Annotated in this window: 14 protein-coding genes; 4 read left to right on the top strand and 10 right to left on the bottom strand. The window is 66.2% G+C overall.

What is annotated here, in order from left to right; all coding sequences use genetic code 11:
* Window positions 1-32: 32 nt before the first annotated feature.
* The 7 genes from FRZ61_RS02805 to FRZ61_RS02775 all read right to left on the bottom strand — a co-directional run bounded on the left by FRZ61_RS02805 (window position 33) and on the right by FRZ61_RS02775 (window position 8,939).
* The gene (locus FRZ61_RS02805) at window positions 33-1,535 is read right to left on the bottom strand and encodes a sugar ABC transporter ATP-binding protein (protein WP_151114873.1); all 1,503 of its coding nucleotides are present in this window, start codon (window positions 1,533-1,535) and stop codon (window positions 33-35) included.
* Window positions 1,532-2,680 carry an SMP-30/gluconolactonase/LRE family protein gene (locus FRZ61_RS02800; protein ID WP_151114872.1) on the bottom strand — a complete coding sequence of 383 codons (1,149 nt, stop codon included), beginning with the start codon at window positions 2,678-2,680 and terminating at the stop codon, window positions 1,532-1,534. Before FRZ61_RS02800 ends, FRZ61_RS02805 begins: the two co-directional genes overlap by 4 nt.
* The gene (locus FRZ61_RS02795) at window positions 2,677-4,791 is read right to left on the bottom strand and encodes an ABC transporter permease (RefSeq protein ID WP_151114871.1); all 2,115 of its coding nucleotides are present in this window, start codon (window positions 4,789-4,791) and stop codon (window positions 2,677-2,679) included. The genes FRZ61_RS02800 and FRZ61_RS02795 overlap by 4 nt, the downstream gene beginning before the upstream one ends.
* Window positions 4,792-4,855: 64 nt before the next feature.
* A complete protein-coding gene (locus tag FRZ61_RS02790; RefSeq protein ID WP_151114870.1) occupies window positions 4,856-5,860 on the bottom strand; it encodes a sugar ABC transporter substrate-binding protein in 1,005 nt (334 codons plus the stop codon).
* A 37-nt stretch (window positions 5,861-5,897) separates the two neighbouring features.
* Entirely contained in the window at window positions 5,898-6,923 is a 1,026-nt protein-coding gene (locus FRZ61_RS02785) for an ABC transporter permease (protein ID WP_225309078.1), read from the bottom strand.
* Window positions 6,920-7,693 (bottom strand): enoyl-CoA hydratase/isomerase family protein, encoded by a 774-nt coding sequence (locus FRZ61_RS02780; protein ID WP_151114869.1) that lies wholly within the window; start codon window positions 7,691-7,693, stop codon window positions 6,920-6,922. Before FRZ61_RS02780 ends, FRZ61_RS02785 begins: the two co-directional genes overlap by 4 nt.
* A gap of 1 nt (window position 7,694) precedes the next feature.
* The gene (locus tag FRZ61_RS02775) at window positions 7,695-8,939 is read right to left on the bottom strand and encodes a CaiB/BaiF CoA transferase family protein (protein ID WP_151114868.1); all 1,245 of its coding nucleotides are present in this window, start codon (window positions 8,937-8,939) and stop codon (window positions 7,695-7,697) included.
* Window positions 8,940-9,367: 428 nt separating this feature from the next.
* On the opposite strand from FRZ61_RS02775, the gene FRZ61_RS02770 reads away from it, so the two are divergent.
* The 4 genes from FRZ61_RS02770 (at window position 9,368) to FRZ61_RS02755 (ending at window position 14,252) form a co-directional block, all read left to right on the top strand.
* Entirely contained in the window at window positions 9,368-11,317 is a 1,950-nt protein-coding gene (locus tag FRZ61_RS02770; RefSeq protein ID WP_191909269.1) for a helix-turn-helix domain-containing protein, read from the top strand.
* A 121-nt stretch (window positions 11,318-11,438) separates the two neighbouring features.
* Window positions 11,439-12,713, top strand: a complete 1,275-nt coding sequence (locus FRZ61_RS02765; RefSeq protein WP_151114866.1) for a hydroxymethylglutaryl-CoA reductase, degradative — start codon at window positions 11,439-11,441, stop codon at window positions 12,711-12,713.
* Between the two features lie 147 nt (window positions 12,714-12,860).
* On the top strand, window positions 12,861-13,082 hold the full coding sequence (locus FRZ61_RS02760; protein WP_151114865.1) for a DUF1127 domain-containing protein: 222 nt from the start codon (window positions 12,861-12,863) through the stop codon (window positions 13,080-13,082).
* A 120-nt stretch (window positions 13,083-13,202) separates the two neighbouring features.
* Window positions 13,203-14,252, top strand: coding sequence for a methyltransferase (locus FRZ61_RS02755; RefSeq protein WP_151114864.1), 1,050 nt, complete (start codon window positions 13,203-13,205; stop codon window positions 14,250-14,252).
* On the opposite strand, the gene FRZ61_RS02750 is transcribed toward FRZ61_RS02755, so the two are convergent.
* The 3 genes from FRZ61_RS02750 to FRZ61_RS02740 are packed head-to-tail and all read right to left on the bottom strand — an operon-like array spanning window position 14,230 to window position 17,169.
* Complete coding sequence (locus tag FRZ61_RS02750; RefSeq protein WP_151114863.1) at window positions 14,230-15,489, bottom strand: glycosyltransferase; 1,260 nt, start codon at window positions 15,487-15,489, stop codon at window positions 14,230-14,232. The two genes, FRZ61_RS02755 and FRZ61_RS02750, sit on opposite strands and share 23 nt — an antisense overlap.
* A gap of 25 nt (window positions 15,490-15,514) precedes the next feature.
* The gene (locus FRZ61_RS02745) at window positions 15,515-16,216 is read right to left on the bottom strand and encodes a class I SAM-dependent methyltransferase (RefSeq protein WP_225309077.1); all 702 of its coding nucleotides are present in this window, start codon (window positions 16,214-16,216) and stop codon (window positions 15,515-15,517) included.
* The gene (locus FRZ61_RS02740; RefSeq protein WP_151114862.1) at window positions 16,213-17,169 is read right to left on the bottom strand and encodes a hypothetical protein; all 957 of its coding nucleotides are present in this window, start codon (window positions 17,167-17,169) and stop codon (window positions 16,213-16,215) included. The genes FRZ61_RS02745 and FRZ61_RS02740 overlap by 4 nt, the downstream gene beginning before the upstream one ends.
* Between the last annotated feature and the right edge of the window lie 342 nt (window positions 17,170-17,511).

The raw sequence follows: 17,511 nt of genomic DNA, 5'->3' as shown, positions 1-17,511 counted from the left end.
TTCGGCTCGCGTCCGGTCCATGACCCGCAGGGTCAATGGACGGCGGCGTACATGATGCCTTCCTCGGTCGCGGTGCGCCGATCCATCTCCTCGACGATCTTCCCCTGACGCGCGACCAGGATGCGATCCGACAGCGCCAGGATCTCCGGCAGGTAGGAGGAGATCACGACCACCGCGATCCCGTCGTCCGCGAGCTGATCGATGAAGCCGTGGATCTCGACGATCGCGCCGACATCGACGCCGCGGGTGGGCTCGTCGAAGATCACGACCTTGGGCTGCTGGACGAGCGCCTTCGCGATGACCACCTTCTGCTGGTTGCCGCCCGAGAGCTCGATCACCTTGGCGTTCGGGTCGATGGCCCGGATGTTCAGGCGCTTGCGCCACTCCTCCGCAAGCCGGCGGGCGTTCGCCAGAGACATGATCTGCAGGCCGCCATAGGCCTCGCCCGAGATCTTCCCCATATAGATGTTCTCGGCGATGCTCATCGTCTCGAAGAAGCCTTCGGCCTTCCGTTCTTCGGTCACATAGACGATGCCGTCCCGCACGGCCGGCGCCGGAACCCGATAGCGGACCGGCTCGCCCCCCAGCTTGATCTCGCCGCCATGGAAGAAGTCGCGTTTCAACACGCCCGCGACGACCTTCATGGTTTCCGTGCGGCCGGAGCCGACGAGGCCGAAGATCCCCGTGACCTGCCCGCCATAGATGGAGAAGGAGGTGTTCCGGACCATGCTGCCCATCGAGAGATTCTCGATGGAGAGCACCTTGCGGCCGCGCCTGCGCGGCGGATGGGCGCGGGCCGCGTCGCCATAGATCTCGTTGGAGAGGCTGCGTCCGACCATGGCCTGGATGATCTTCTGGCGGTCGAAGCTGCTCGCCTTGTCCGACGCGACCAGCTTGCCGTCGCGCAGCACCGTGATGCGATCCGCGACCTGGAGCGCCTCCTCCAGCGCATGCGAGATGAAGATGACCGACACGCCCTCTGATTTCAGCTTCGCGATCAGCTTGAAGAAGTAGCTCTTCTCCTCGGGCGTGAGCGTCGCCGTGGGCTCGTCGAAGATGATCACACGCGCCTTGTGATGGACGGCGCGGGCGATCTCCACCATCTGCTTCTGGGCCGCGCCCAGCGATCCCACGATCGCCGACGGATCGACATGGAAATTGAGCGACTGCAGGAACTGCTGGGCGGCGATGTAGATTCCGCGCAGGCGGTTGAAGGCCTTTTCACGCCCCAGATAGATGTTCTGGGCGACCGTCATCGACGGCACCAGGCTGTTCTCCTGGTAGACCATGGCGATGCCCTTTTCCAGGCCCTCGGCCGGCGTCGCCAGGGTTTCCTGCCGGCCGCGGATGAGCAGCGTGCCCGAGCTCAAGGGGTAGACGCCGGCGATGACCTTCGTCAGCGTCGACTTGCCCGCGCCGTTCTCGCCGAGCAGCGCGTGAATCTCGCCCTCCTCCAACCTGAAATCGACGTTGGAGAAGGCCGGAACCCCTCGGAATTCCTTGGTGGCGTTTCTCAGCTCGACGATCGCGGTCATGCGGCATGCCCCGGCGCCGCCGCGAAATCCTCGGGCTCGTCGAGGGAAACGTCGTCGATCGCGACGATCTCGCCCTTCCCTTTGGATGTGGCAAAGAGGGCCCCTCTCCGCTCCGCCACCGAGGTGATCCCATGCCGGGTGCCGTCGGCACGGCTATGGGCGCTCCAGACCGGCTGGAAATCCTCGTCGAGCCGCGCGACCAGCCCATAGGACCGCGTCGGCGCCCACGGCTTGTGAACGCCCAGGCGGATCACGCCGCCCGCCTGCAGCGGCTCCTTGAAGCTGTGGCCGCTCGAGAGGGACGGGGCGATCCAGAATTCCGGATCGATCTCGGCGATCATCTGCCGCCGGAACCTGTCCTCGCGCAGCACGAACTCCTGCAGCTGCGAGCGCGTAGCGAACAGGGCGAGCCAATAGCCGCCGGCGCCGGCCCTGCAGATCCGGCCGGGATAGGACGGCAGGCCGGCGAGAATCTCCCTGGGCGGAGCCTGCCGCTCCTTGTCCAGGGCGATCACCCGATGGCGCCAGGCCTCCGACACCAGCAGGCCGCCGATCCCGTCCCCCGCCAGGCAAAGCCCGGACGGAAAGGCCAGCCCCGCGGCCAGAACCGTCGCCTTCTTCGACCCGAGGTCGATGCGCAGCACGGTTCCGGATCGACCGTGATGCAACAGGTCGTGGCTCCACTGCGCTGCCGTGAACGGGGCGGAGCCGTTGCTCACGATCAGTGTGTCTTCGCCGAGAAAGAGAGCGGCGGTCGGGCAGCGCAGCACGACGCTTCCGAGCCGGTCGAGCAGCAGGCCGTCGTGGCGGCCGCCCAGGATCCTGACGCCCGTGCCGTCGAGGCCGACCGCAAGGGCACCGGCCTCGGAAGCGGCGAGGCAGCTGATCGGCGCCTGATGCCGGGAATGAGGCTGCAGCGTTCCCGGCGCCTCGAGCGACAGGACGGCGTCTCCAGCGGTCACGAGCAGCCTGCCGCCGACGACGGTCGCATTGTCGACCGCCGGCAAGACCGCGACCGAGCGAGCGCGCTCGAGCCTGTCGTTCGGCTTGAGCGGGCCGTCCATCACCGGCACCGTGATCGAAAACTCGCCCCGGCCTCCCATGAAACGATCACAGGCGCGGCGGAACAGCCTCAGGACGTTCATGGCTTCCGGCCCCAGTAGAATTCCTGCGAGGTCCAGTTCGGATCGGCGCCGGGAAGCTTCAGGCGGCCGATCCGATCGTTATAGAGACCGCCCAGATAGAGGTAGCCCTTGTGCTCGCGCATCGAGGTCACCATGGGATGGTTGATCCCGCCCAGGTCCCACAGCGATTCGAGCACCTGCCCCGCCTCCCCGAACTTCAGCACGCAGCCGGTGTTGATGTTCGGGAACAGCCATTCGTCGCGCGCGACATGCTTCGCCATGCGCTTGCGCAAGGAGGGCATGCGCAAGGCGAGGTCCATGGCCGGCGAGCGCATGCCCACGAGGGCGACCCAGAAATTGCCGTCGGACGCCCGGTTGATATTGTCGGGATAGCCGGGAAGATCCGGGATCACCACCTCGCACTGGCCCTTCTTCGGCCCGTCGAACCAATAGCGATTGATGCGGCAGCCCCAGGTCTCGGCGAAGAAAAAGGACTGGCCGTCGCCCGCCATGCACACGCCGTTGGGGAACTGCAGATTGCGGAGGACCGTCCGGGTCGAGCCGTCCCGCGGGTCGTAGCAGATCAGCCGGCCGTTGCCCCGGCTTTCCAGGGCGTCATAGGCCCAGTCATGCATGTCGTAGCGGATCGTCGCTTCGGAGAAGAAGATCCGGCCGTCGGGCGCGATATCGAGATCGTCGGCGAGCTTGAGGCGCGAATCGTCGATCACGGAAAGGAAGCTGCGGTTGGTCTCGTCGGTGAGCTTGCGCACCTGGCGGTCGGGCGAGACCTGATAGAGCCCCATGCCGCCGATACAGACATCGAGATTGTCGTCCGCGTCGAACGCCATGCCGAGCGGATGCCCGCCGATATGGACGAAGATCTCCCATCTCTCGTAGTCCGGCGCCAGAAAGCGGACGATGTCGCCATGGCGGTTCGGGCAATAGAGGTTGTCCCGCCGGTCGAAGATGACGTCCTCGGGACCCTCGATCTTCCCCTTGCCGATCAGGGACACCTCACGCAGCCGGTCGTTCAGCGCATAGGGGCTGACGGTGCCGGCATCGGTTTCCGGGGCCGGCGGCAACCTGAAATAGGCGGGCGACACATAGACCTTGTTGAGGATCTTGCTCCGGTTCTTCAGCCACCGGACATCGATGGCGACGACCAGCAGCAGGACCAGCCCCAGGATCGTCGAGCTGATGCCGCCGCTGATCCCGATGCGGACCATGCTGTCGGTCAGGATGATGATGACGATGGCGCCCAGAACCGACTTGGCGACCGAGCCGCGGCCGCCGCCGAGGCTGTTGCCGCCCAGCACCGCGGCCGTCAGCGCGGCGATCTCGAGGCCGACGCCGGTATCCGAGCCGGCGCTCCCCAGGCGCGCGGCGAAGAAGATGCCCGCGACCGACGCCAGCAGGCTCGACCAGACATAGGTCATGAACACCGTGAACTTGACCTTCAGCCCGGCATTGAAGGCCGAGCGCCGGCTGCCGCCGACCGCCGTGATGTGCCAGCCGGCGCGCGCCCGCGTGAGAACCACATGCCAGGCCGCGATCACGACGATCGCCACGATGAAGGAGAACGGCACCCCCAGGACCATCCCTTCGCCGAGGAAGTCCCAGACGTCGGAGTCGGGGAACGCCGCCGAGATCTGCACGGCGTAGCGCAGGAGGATGATGTCGACGATCGAGCGGATGATGATCAGCGTGACGAGGGTGGTCAGGAAGGCGCGGATGCGCAGGTAACCGATGAGGAATCCGTTGACGGCGCCGCACAGCGCCCCCACCGCCAGCGTCGCCGCGATGCTGGCCCAGACCGGCCAGCCCAGCAGGTTCATGCAGATCAGGGCGGTGATATTGGCGAGCGCGAAGACGCTCCCCAGCGACAGGTCGAGGCCGCCGGCCAGGAGCACGATGCCCATGGCGACGACCACGAGCACGAACTCCGAAAGCTGGCGCGAGGTTTCGGTCAGGCTGGCGACGGTGAAGAACCCGAGATCGTGCCACAGGAAGAAGGCCACGACGCAGACGGCCGCCAGCACGGGAACGACATTGTCGCTCCAGCGCTTCGTCAGCACCTCGCCCAGAAGCTTTTCCGGGAAGTATCGAAAATACAGACGCTCGATCGTTTCCATCGTCACCAATGCCAAGCGGGTTGCGGCGGCCGGCCGCCGCCGAAGCAGCGGCCGGCGCGCGCAGCTACTTCTTCAACTCGTCCAGATCCCAGCAGCTGTCCGGCTGCAGCGTGTCCTTGGTCAGGATCTTGTTGGGCGTATAGAGAGCGAACTTCAGGCCGTTGGCGCTGGAGCCCGACTGCAGCAGAACCTTGATGGTGTTGTTCAGGTCGCGCCCCTGTCCGGGCACATCGTAGGAGATGACCTCGTCGAAGGTGCCGTTCTGGATACCCTGGCACGCCGTCTTGTTGCCGCCGCCGGAGGTGATCAGATAGATGTCCTTGCCGGATTCGGCGATGGCCGCGCCCGTCCCGGCATCCATCACGTCCCAGAAGCCGATGATGCCGCAAAGGTCTGGGTTCTGCTGGATCACGGTCTGCGCGATGCCGCGGGCCTTCGACTGGTCCCAGTCGCCGGTCTGGCTCGAGACGATCTTGATGTCGTCGCGGCCCTTGAGGGTCTCGGTGATCGCATTGAGCTGATAGACGCTCGCCGCGGCCGTGGCCGGCCCCTGGATGATGGCGATCTTCCCGCTCTTGCCGGCGCCCGTGCCGCATTTCTCGATCATGCGGTTGGCGGCGTATTGTCCGATCCCGTACCAGTCGGCCCCGACGAAGGCGTCGGTCTGGTAGCTCGACCGCATATTGACCTGGATGACCTTGATGCCCGCCTCCTCGGCGCGCTTGAGCGTGCGGGCATAGGACGTGACGTCGAAATTCTGGACCACGAGGATGTCCGGCTTCTCCGTGATGAGCTGGGTGATCGCGCGCGTGCCGGTATCGGTGCTCCAGTTCGCGTCCCGGATGTCGAGCTTGTATCCGAGCCGGTCGGCCTCCTTCTGCATCACCGCCGCCCAGCCTTCCGGCAGGTCGAAGCTCATCGACATCGGCACGAACGCCACGGTCTTTCCCTTGAGCGCATCGAGGGTCGGCTGGCGAAGCTGGTCGACCAGGCCCTCCTCCGCATGCAGCGAGCCCGCGGCGACGAGGATCGCCGCCGCAGCCGCCGCGGCTTTCAATATCGTCGTCATTCGAAAACCTCCCATGGTTGATGTTTGTTATCGCCGATCAGATGTCGCCCTGCTGCGAGGTCTGCTCGTCGCGGGGATTGAGCAACGCATCCACGACGAGCGCGCCCAGCAGGACGGTGCTCTTGATGAGATTCTGGACGGTGTAGGAGATGTCCATGATGGTCATGCCGTTGAGCAGCAGCCCGATCAGGACCGTTCCCACCAGGACGTTGCGCACGCCGCCGCGGCCACCCGACAGGCCGATGCCCCCCAGGATCACGACCAGCAGCACGTCGTAGATCATCGTCGAGTTGACGACGCGCATGTTCATGCTGGCAACCGATGCCGCGGTGACGGCACCGGCGAGAAATGCCATCAGTCCCGACAGCGCGTATTGCGCGATGATCATCGGTCGCACCGGAATGCCGGAGATGCGCGCGGTCGAGAGATTGTCGCCGATGGCGTAGATGAAGCGGCCGAGGCCGGTCTTGCGCAGGAACAGGTGCACCACCAGAGCCATGGCGGCGAAGACCCAGATCGGCAGCGGCACGCCGAGGAAGCTGCCGCGCCCGAGGAAGATGAACCAGTTCAGGCCGTCCGGGACGTTGTTGACGTCGAGCTCCGCGATGACGCCGCGTCCCAGTCCGTAGACGATCGCCGCGATGGCCAGGGTCGCGAAGATCGCCGGGATCTCCACATAGGCGATCAGGAAACCGGTGACGAGGGCGACCAGGAGAACGAAGGCGAGGCCGATCAGGAGCGCCAGGGGAAAGCTGTAGCCGACATTCGCCAGCACGATCGCCAGCGTCAGCGAAACGGCCATGACGGCGACCAGCGACAGGTCGACGCCCCGGCCGATGACCACGACCGCCATGCCGACGCTCAGCATCCCCAGGACCGCGACATTGCGGATCAGCGTCAGGATGTTCCCCTGCGACAGGAAATTGTCCAATGTCAGCGCGAAGACGATGAAGAGCGCCGCGGCGGTGAGCGCGACGATGATCTCCTGGGTCAGGCGGAATCGGCGCCAGGACGACATCGAGGGCCCCCGGGGTACCGAGGCGGCCGGTTCCGGCTGCGTCATGGCTTCTTCCCGCCCGAACCGGCGGATCGGCTCGCAAAGGCCGCCAGTCCCCGCCTGGCATCGTCGCTGGTGAAGGTCCTCTGGCCGAGGGCGGCTTCCCGCGCGAAGGCCTCGTCCCAGCCATAGTCCTGCAATGTCAGGGCCGCTTCCTTGATGGTCTGGATCGCCGTCGGGCTGAGGCTGGCGATCCGCTCCGCGATCTCAAGAGCCGTCGATTCCACGATGGATGGCTCGACCGCCTGATTGATCACACCCTTCGCCAGCATCTCGTCCGCTGAAAACCGGCGGGCGGTCAGCAGGATCTCCATCGCATCGGCGTAGCCGATCTGACGGACCAGCCGGACCAGCGTGCCGCCGGCGGGCACGAACCCGTGGGTAGGCTCCGGCAATTGGAAGACCGCCTGGGTCGAGGCGATGCGGATATCCGTGCCCAGCATGAGCTCGAATCCGCCGCCGATGCAGAGGCCCCGGATGGCGCAGACGATGGGCTTGTAGAAGGCCACCCGCTTGAGATGGGCCGGGTCCCAGGCGCTGATGTCGAAGCGGTTCTCGGCCAGGGCCGGAATCGATTCGGTCATGTCGGCGCCGACGCAGAAAGCGCGGTCGCCGGCCCCGGTCAGCAGGACGGCATGGACCCTGTCGTCCTCCCTCACCTCGGCAAAGGCGCGGCCGAGATCCTCGTACATCCGCAGCGTCAAGGCATTGAGCTTTTCCGGCCTCGCGATCCTGATGGTCGCGACGGCGCCCGAGCGATGGAGCTCGATCGACATCTCAGATGACCCCGCGCTCGGCGAGCTCGCCCACTTCCTCGGACGTGAGCCCGACCAGCCGCGAATAGACGAACCCGTTATGCTCGCCGGGGGCGGGCGCCTTGGCGTAGGCGTTGCCGGGCGTGCGCGACAGCTTGATCGGCAGGCCGAACATCCGCACCAGCTTTCCGGCGATGGGCACCTTGACGATCATCTCGCGCGCGGCGATATGCGGATCCTCGACCACCTCCGCGATGGTCTTGATGGCGCTCAGCGGAATGCGATCGCCGGCGAGCGCTTCGAGCTCGGCCTTGGTGTATCGGCTGAACCAGCGCTCGAGGATGGGCCTGACCCGGCGCTCTGACACCGCCTTGTCGAAGCGCTTCTCCATCGTGTCGATCTCGGGATCGGAGGCGATCTCCGGCTCGCCGAAGATCTCGCAGGTGATCTTCCAGAACTTGTCGGTGTAGCCGCCGAAGAAGACATACCCGTCCTTGCAGGGGAACTGCCCATAGGGCCGGACAAACGGGTGCTCGTTGCCCAAGGGGGACGCGACCTCGCCCTTGGTGGTGTATCGGACCACCGCGTTCTCGGTCAGGGTCAGGATCGAATCCTGCTGCGATATGTCGACCACCTGGCCTTCGCCGCTGCGTTCGGCTTCGCGCAGGGCCGCCAGCGTGCCGATCGCCGCATAGAGCGAAGCCGCCAGATCGCCGATGATGGTGCCGACCCGCACCGGCGGCCGGTCGGGATAGCCGTTCATCGACCAGAGCCCGCCGACGGCCTGGCCGGAATTGTCGAAGCCGGGACGCGAGGCGTTCGGCCCCGTGCGGCCGAACCCGCTGATGGCCGTATAGATCAGCCGCGGATTCTCCTGCTTCAGGACTTCGTAGCCGAGGCCCAGCTTGTCCATGGTCCCGGGCCGGAAGTTCTCCACCAGCACGTCGGTCCGCCGCACCAGCTTCTTGAGGAGGGTCTTTCCCTCCTCCGACTTCATGTTCAGCGTGATTCCCAGCTTGTTGCGATTGAACTGGGCGAAGAACGCGCTGAGCTCCTGCTGGTCGTCGCCGCTGACGAAGGGGGGAAAGGTGCGCGCATAGTCCGGATCGTCCGGATGCTCGACCTTGATGACCGTCGCGCCCAGATCGGCGAGCAGCATCGAGCAGAAGGGACCGGCAACCACCCGCGTGATATCGAGCACGGTAAGACCCTTGAGCGGCCCCGAGCCCGATATGCCGGAGCCCGTTGCCTGTTTTTCGTTCACCATGCCATTCCTCCCGGCATCGATTGTTCGTGATCGCCGCATAGCAAACAACGTCGCCTCGCCACATCGAAGACGGGTTGCTGCGTGGATTCGTCACATAACCGACGGAATGCCGCCGCTGGCGAACAACTCGAGCCCCTGGCGGATGCGGGGCCGCTCGCACCGATAGAGATGACCTCCGAGCCGCGTCCGGCCGCGCGAACGAAGCGGTGATGCAGAGGCTCGGCCCGGCGCCTTTTCCCGGTCTTCCCGTCTGGCGAAATGACCGGGCGATACCACCGGCCGACGGCGCTGAATATCGGTTTATGACAGGATTTGACGTTCTTTATGTAGGAAAGCTACATTTTCGCCGGCCGAAGAATGCTCAAAATATCCGCAGACTGTCCCAGCGCCACAATCACAAGAAGACGGCCAATTCCAGGGAGAAAGCCATGGGGAACCCCGTCGCGGCGGTGCCGCTCGGCCCGTTTCCGAACTACCGCGCCGAACAGAAGACCTATCGGCAGCTGCTGCAGCTCCTCGATGACAACGCACCCCTGTCGAGCTTCGACCGGGTCGTCACCGGCATCCGGGAGGCGGTCGCCGCCGGCAGCTTGCCGCAGTCGATGCTCAAGGACATCGCCATTGCCGTCCGGCTGCGCGAGAACTTCGAGCATAAGCGCAAGCGGGAGGTCGAGCTGTCGGCCCTCTACGAAACGGCGCGCGATCTTTCGGCCCTGAGGGATACCGACCAGGTCCTGCAGGCCATCGTCCAGCGCGCCAAGCAGCTCGTCGGCAGCGACATCGCCTACCTCTCGGCGGCCGACGAGGAGCGCGACGATTTCTATGTACGGGCGACGGAAGGTGTGGTCTCGGCGGACTTCGCCCGCATCCGCGTCTCCCGGAGCGTCGGGGTCTGCGGCGGTGTCGCCCGGACCCGGCGCCCCTTCTATTCCAACAACTACCTCGTCGATCATCAATTCGATCACGATGCCTTCATCGACGGCGCGATCCAGAGCGAGGGCATCGTCTCGATCCTGGGCATTCCCCTGGAAATCGAGGCGCATGTCATCGGCGTGCTGTTCGTGGGCGACCGCTATGTGCGCTCCTACACCCCGCAGGAGATGGCGGCCTTGTCTTCGCTGGGCACTTTCGCCGCGCTGGCGATCGAGAATGCGCGCCTCCTCGAGGAAGCCCAGCGCGCCCTGCGCATGGCGAAGCTCGCCAACGCCGCGCTCAAGGCCAAGGCGGATGCCGTCGAGGAGGCCGCAACGGCCCACGAGCAGCTGACGGAGCTGATCGCGCGCGGCGGCACGCTCGACGACCTGACCAGCCGGGTGTCGAAGCTGCTGCGGGGCCAGGCGGCGGTCATCGACGACCGCCGGAAGCTCGTCAGCGGGACCCTGCCGGAACAGGCCACGGACGAGCAGCTCGCCAAGGCGGTGCGGGAAAGCTGCAACCTGGGCCGTTCGGTCCCGCTGCTCGCCGCCGAGGACACGATGATCCATGTGGCCGCGACGACGGGCGGCCCCGCGCGCCTCGGCGCCCTCGTCTTCACCCGCAAGCAGCCCCTGTCGGACTCCGAGATCCGCACGCTCGAGCGCAGCGCCATCGTGACCGGGATCGTCCTGCTGTCGATGGAACGGGTGGCGCAAACCGCCTACCGGAACGTCGCCGACGCCGTTTCGGCGCTGCTGCGCGGGACGACCGATCCGCTCTCGGCCGGAAGCGGGCGCCAGCTGCCGCAGGGCATGTCCGTGACCTGGCCCCTGACCGTGATGCTGGTGGAAATCAACGATCTCTCGGCCATGCAGGCTTCCTCGGTGGCCCGCACCGTCCTGCCGGGCCGCGACACGATCTTCGCGGAATATAACGGCGATCTGGCGGTGGTGACGAGCAACCCGCATCCCGACCAGCTCGCCGACAGGCTCTGGCGGAAACTCGACGAGGCTTTCGGCCAGCCGGTCAGCATCGTGATCTCCGACAGAATTCCGGCCATCGACCGGGTCCGGTCGGAGTACGAAGCCCTGCGGCGCGGCCTGGCCCTGCTCCGCGGCCTGAAGCAGCAGGGACGCGTCGTGTTCGAGAAGACCCTGTCGCTCTACGCCCTGGTCTTCTCCGACCGGGAGGCCGACGCCCTCGACGGCTTCGTGACCGCATCGGTCGGCCGCATCGTCGAGCATGACCGCAAGCGCGGCAGCCAGCTGGCGGCGACGCTCCTGGCCTATCTCGACAACGGCCGTCACATCCAGAAGGCCGCGGACGCGCTGGGGATCCATGTCAATACGATGCGCCAGCGCCTGGCGGCGATCGGCGAGCTCAGCCCGGACTCCATCGATCCCGCGCGCAGCCTCGAGGTGCACATGGCCTTGCGGTTGCGCTCCCTGGCCCGGCCCGAGTGAGCCCGAGCCGGCCTTGTGACAATTCCACCTTTCTCCGGTGATGGAGTGTAAGGCCCGTACATTGTTGGCACGGTCTCCATCGGGCAGGGTTTCACGAACTGCCGTTGGAGTGTTTGCCCCGATGCCCGTCAACAGCCGACTGCCAGGCTTCTACAAGCTTTCGCCATCCGAGCGCTTCCGGAAGATCGTCGATGCATCCGGGCTGGCCGAGAGCCAGCTTGGTGCCTTTACGTCTCCGGGCGATGGCATGATGGCAATTGCCGACCGCATGATCGAGAATGTGGTGGGCATGCTGCCGATACCCCTCGGCATCGCGGCGAACTTCACCATCAACGGCCGCGACTATCTCGTCCCCATGGCGACGGAGGAGCCTTCCGTGGTCGCGGCGGCGAGCAACATGGCGTCGGTCGCGCGCCTCCATGGCGGGTTTCATACCTCCAGCGACCAGCCCGTCATGATCTCGCAGATCCAGGTCGTCGGCCTGCGCGATCCGCAGGCGGCCCGCTTGCGGATCTATGAGCGCCGTCGGGAGCTGCTCGATCTCGCCAACGAGCAGGACCCCTTCCTCGTCAAGCTCGGCGGCGGCGCCAAGGACCTCCAGGTCCGCATCGTGGAAGCCGCGACCTCCACCTATGTGGTGGTGCATCTGATCGTCGATGTCCGCGACGCGATGGGCGCCAACGCGGTCAACACCATGGCCGAGGCCGTGGCGCCGCTCGTCGCCGGGATCGCCGGCGGCCGTGTCCGCCTTCGCATTCTTTCCAACAAGGCCGATCTCCGGCTGGCGCGCGTGCGCGCGGTCTATGATCGCGAGGCGCTCGGCGGCGAGGACGTGGTGGATGGCATTCTGGACGCCTATGCCTTCGCCGCCGCGGACCCCTATCGGGCCGCCACGCACAACAAGGGCATCATGAACGGGATCACGGCCGTCGTGCTGGCGACCGGGAACGACACCCGCGCCGTCGAGGCCGGGGCGCACTCGCACGCCGCGGCGCGCGGGCGCTATACCTCTCTCTCGCACTATGAGAAGGACGCCGCCGGCAACCTGATCGGCACGATGGAACTGCCGATGGCGGTGGGTCTGGTCGGCGGCGCCACCAAGACGCACCCGGTGGCGCAGGCGGCCGTGAAGCTGCTGGGCGTCTCGAGCGCCCAGGAGCTGGCCGAGATCATCGTCGCCGTGGGACTGGCCCAGAACACGGGCGCCTTGCGGGCGTTGGCCGCGGAAGGAATCCAGAAGGGGCACATGTCGCTGCATGCGCGCAATGTCGCGATCGCGGCCGGCGCCAGGGATGACGAGGTCGACGCCCTGGTCACGCGCCTCAAGCAGGGCGGCCATGTCCGCCTCGACCGCGCGCAGCAGATCCTCGCCGACATGCGGTCGGGGCGTTCCTAGCCGTCCTGGGCGACGCGGCAGAAACGGTCGGCCGGACGAAACAAAGCCGCCTGCAGCACTGACAGTTCGGCCGGAACCGTAGCGTTCGACCGTGACGCGGCCGCCACCTGCCTGTCTACTGCTCCCTCACCAGACGGGAGCACCAACATGCAGAGCGCGATCCCAGCGAGGAAGGCAGACGGCGTCCGGAAGCATGGACGCGAAGGGTTTCGCGCCATCGTTTTCAAGGCCGTGGCCTTCGTCGCCCGTTCCATCGAGCGGTCGCGGCAGCGCCGCGCCCTCATCGACCTCGGCGACGACATGCTCAAGGACATCGGCATCACGCGCAGCGAAGCCGATCGGGAATCCAGGATGCCGTTCTGGCGCTGACGGGAAAGGAGGGCTGCCCCGCTGCGATTGGCGATCCGGGGATCGGTATGCTATCCAGGGCCGGCAAGCGGGGCATCGATCGCTGTTTTCATTGCGTCGATCGCAGGAAGCTGATCTCGGATGGGTTCGGAAACGGCACCAGGCGCCGACATCCTGGAATTGACGGAGCGATTCCAGTCGATCCTCACGGGCAGCTGGAAGACGCAGGCGCTCTATGTCGCCGCCGAGCTCAAGATCGCCGATCTCCTGGCCACGGGAGCCCGGACCAGCGCCGAGCTCGCCGCCGCCGCGGGCGCCGACGCACCTTCCCTGCATCGCCTCCTGCGGGCCTTGAGCGCGCTCGGCCTCTGCGAAGAGCGCGAGGATGGCCGTTTCGCGCTGACGCCGCTGGGCGCCTTGCTGCAGGAAGGTTCGCCGCACTCCTTACGGGCCTGGACGCTGTGGTGGGGACACCATCTCTGGCCGGTCTGGGGCAACCTGCTCTACAGCATCAAAACCGGCCAGAGCGCCCGGAAGCTGCTCCTGGGCACGGACGGGTTCGCGCATCTGCAGAAGGACCCCAAGGCGGCCGCCACCTTCTACCGCGTCACGATCGAGCTGACCCGCCTGACGGCGCAGGCGGTCCTGCAAGCCTACGACTTCTCGGGGTTGAAACGGATCGCGGATATCGGCGGCGGCCATGGCGAGATGCTGGCCTATGTGCTGGAGGCGAATCCCGGTGCCTCGGGCCTGCTGTTCGATCTCGCCGTGGCGGTCGAGGGCGCTGCAGAGAATTTCCGCAAGAACCATCCCGGTCTCGACGGGCGCTGCGCCTTCATGGCCGGCGATTTCTTCGAATCGGTGCCGCCCGGTGCCGACGCCTATATCCTCAAGAGCGTCATCCATGACTGGGACGACGAGCAGGCAGGCCGGATCCTGGTAAACTGCCGGCGGGCGATGACGGCGGACGCGCGCCTCCTGATCATCGAGCCGATCCTGCCGGAACGTAACGAAGCGACCGCCCTGCATGCGACTTTGTCGCAGCATGACCTGACCATGCTGGTGGCCCTGGCGGCGCAGGAACGCACGCAACGCGAGTTCTCGGCCCTGCTGGCTTCGGCGGGTCTCCAGATCGCGAAGATCGCTTCCGCCGGACCGGTCTACAGCATCATCGAGTGTCGACCGGCCTGAGTGCCGCCGCGCTGACCGAGGCCAAGTCGCAGACCCGGGCGAGAACCGCCGGCCGCTGCGCCATCACCTCGAGCTCCCAGGTCCTCACCCGCTCCAGCTTCGCCATGAGGGAAGCCCTTTCGCGGGAGATCTTCTCCAGGCCCGCGCGAATCTGCTCCGCATCGACGGGACCGCGCAGCGAATCCGACAGCGGCAGGGCAATCCCGAGCTGCTGGCATCTCTCCGCCAGTGCGGGCTGATCCGTGAAGATGGGATAGGACAGCATGGGCACGTCGCGGAACACGGCCTCGTGGGTCGAGTTCAGGCCATGATGGGTGAGGAACAGATCGGCCTCGCCCAGCGCACGCCACTGATCGGCATAGCCGACGATCTCCACATTGGGCCGCCGGAGCCCCTGCACGACCCCATCCGCGACCGACGCCCCGCCCAGGCTGACCAGCGCGCGGGCTTCCTTCATGCCGGCGACGCAATCCGACAGCGCCTCGAGCACGCGGGTGGCCACATCGGCATAGTAGCGGAAGGCGACGGTGCCCAGGCAGGCATAGATCTTGAGTTCGCTCGATCCATCGCCGAAAAGAGCATCCGCCGTCTCGGGATGCGCGCTTTCCTCCGCCGACGCGGGGATGCAGCCATAGAAGGCGACCGGCTCGAAACTCTTGCGCTCCGCCTCGGTGAGGAACGCGGCCGGCTCGCAGCAGATATTGAGATCGGGGCTGAGGCCCGCGATGTAGGAGAAGGGCGAAGCGTCGGGCAGGCCGTAGCGCTCGCGCAGGATCTCGACCGCGCGGTGGCAGCGCTCGGAGATCGCGACGCGCGGGTCGGTGCGCAGGGCCGGGAGGTAGAGGGCCGGATGGAAATTATGCCCCGGCATGACATTGACGAGGGGCAGGTCCAGGAGCCGGGCGGCCAGCCGGCCGATCACCGCGAAGGTCTCCGCGACCACCAGAGCCGGCTTGAGGCGCCGCAGCGACGCCAGCACCTCCTCGGCATAGGCGGCCGCGAAGCTGACATAGCGGCAGGGGACCGGGATGGATTCGCTGTCGGCCTGCTCGATCGGCCAGGGCGTGAAGAGATCGACGAGCCGCGCGCCGAGACGCTCGACCTCGGCCGCGTAGCGTCGATGAGTGAAGACATGGACGGCGAATCCCGATCGCGCGAGATCGCCGATGAGGGCGCGAAGCTGCTGAAAATGCCCATGCTCCGGCATGCAGAAGACGGCGACGACGGGCCTTTCCATGTCGGGTCTCAACGCGGTTCCCATCTCAGCGCGGCCCTCCATCGAGCCAGTCGTAAGGGTCGCGCGTCGCTTCCTCGTCGAGCTTGCGCAGCAGGGTCACGCCGGTATGGCCGAAGGGCAGGTCCAGGAGCTGCAGCGACGGATCCTGCTTCAGCCGGTCGACGAAGAGCTTGACGCTCATGCCGTAGGCCTTCTCGCTGCCATAGACCTTGTCGGGGCGCACGATCATGCTGTCATGGAGCATGACGAAGCCGCGCGTCTCCAGCAGCGGCGAGAAGGCCGCATAGTCGAAGCTCGCCTGCGCTTCGGTGTGGAGCCCGTCGATGAAGACCAGGCCGAGCTTGCCAAGCGCCCGATAATCGGCGGTGGTGACGAATTGCTGCGTGGTCATGGGGAAGTGCCTGATGTTCCCCACGCCGTGCTGGCGGAAATAGTCCTTCACCCGGCCCGCATCCTTCCAGAAATCGTCCGCCAGGGAAGGATCGATGAAGACCACCTCGCCTTGCTCCAGATTGTCCTGGAGCGCCTTGGCGAACATGATCGGCGCGAAGCCGCGCCAGGAGCCGACGACCACGGCCAGCCGCGGCCGGACGATGCGCCCGAAGGCGTAATAGAGCCAGCCCAGCCCCAGATTCTGGTCCTCCGCCCGCTGGTGATGGCCCATGCGGAGCAGCTCCGGATCCGCGAAGAGACCGGCGATCCATTCCTGGGACATCCCGCGCGTCATGCGTCCTCCGCTCCGCCTTCGCCTGCCGGTACCGGCGAGGCCGGCGGCCGTGGCTCGAGCGCGGGAGGATTCTTCAGGAAGGCGCCGATGCCGCTGGCCAGCGACTGGGCCATGGGAAGATAGCGTTCCTTCGGGAAGTCCCCGATCGTGGGCGTGCGGTTGGCATCGAACAGGACCGGGCGACCATCCACCATCGTGTAGTCGAACTTGCCGAAATCGAACTTCAGCTTGCGGCGGATCTGCCGCAGCTCGTCGGGAACCTCGGACAGCCGTTCGAAATCGACGACGTTGTGCGATTTGATGACCGGATCGTGGGAGTAGAACATCGCATGGCGATCCTGGTCGCCGAAGAACAGCCAGGTGCGGATGCAGTAGAAGCCCTTGCTCCTCTCGGGCAGGAAGCGCTCCACCACCAGCTCGCTGTCGCTCCAGACCGCGTCGGGAACCTCGGATATCGAATCGAAGACGCGATAGTCGCCGAAGCCCTGCTCGGAACCGTATCGGTCCCGGCGCGCGATGTGGAGTTCCAGCTCGTTGTTGTAGTAATCGCGGGCCTCCTGGTCGCTGGCGCCGCGCTGATGCTTCTTCCAGCCATTGTTGGCCACGCGCACCTCGGGAAGCCCCGCGCAGTTCCGGTTGGTCTTGACGATGACCAGACCCTCATAGCGATCCTGACGGCGCAACAGATGCGTGCTGATCACCCGTTTGGAGATGTCGGCGACCGCGCCGTTGACGGTCACAGCGCAGCGCCGGACGCAGGCGAGATAGTCCCGGGGCACCACCGTGAGGTCGACATGCAGGATCGCGAGATCGGCCTTGATGCGGGCCTTGGGATCGCTGACCACGCCGACGCGGATGCCGCTCTCGATCCAGCATTCCGCGAGCGCGCGCAGCCAGTAGCTGTCGGCACGCAGCGGGGCCAGGGGATGAACGACGATCGCGACGCGCGGCATGTTCCTATTGTCTCGATCCGGTTCGCACCGTGTTGGCGATCCTTGCGATCGAACAGGCTCGGCAATCGCATCCGTTCGATGGGACTTGAATCGGGGAAAGAAGCGTCATCGACCATACAGTCCGATGGCGAGCGGCTCAATCGAGCGGGCCTGGCGTGATGTTGCGATTTGACGTCGTCGATCGGAGCCCGAAGGGCCAGGACCGGCACTGCCGATCGGCCCATCATCGCCGCGCGTCTCTTAACGAACCCTATGCCCGGCTGATCGAGGAAACGCCTGCGGCGGCGCCGACAGGTGCGCATCGGCGCGAGGCGGGTCGGGAAAGAAGCGCCGCCCCGACAA

The organism is Hypericibacter adhaerens, from assembly GCF_008728835.1.
In the GTDB taxonomy this organism is placed as follows: Bacteria; Pseudomonadota; Alphaproteobacteria; order Dongiales; family Dongiaceae; genus Hypericibacter; species Hypericibacter adhaerens.
This window is presented reverse-complemented; position numbering and strand designations above follow the sequence as displayed.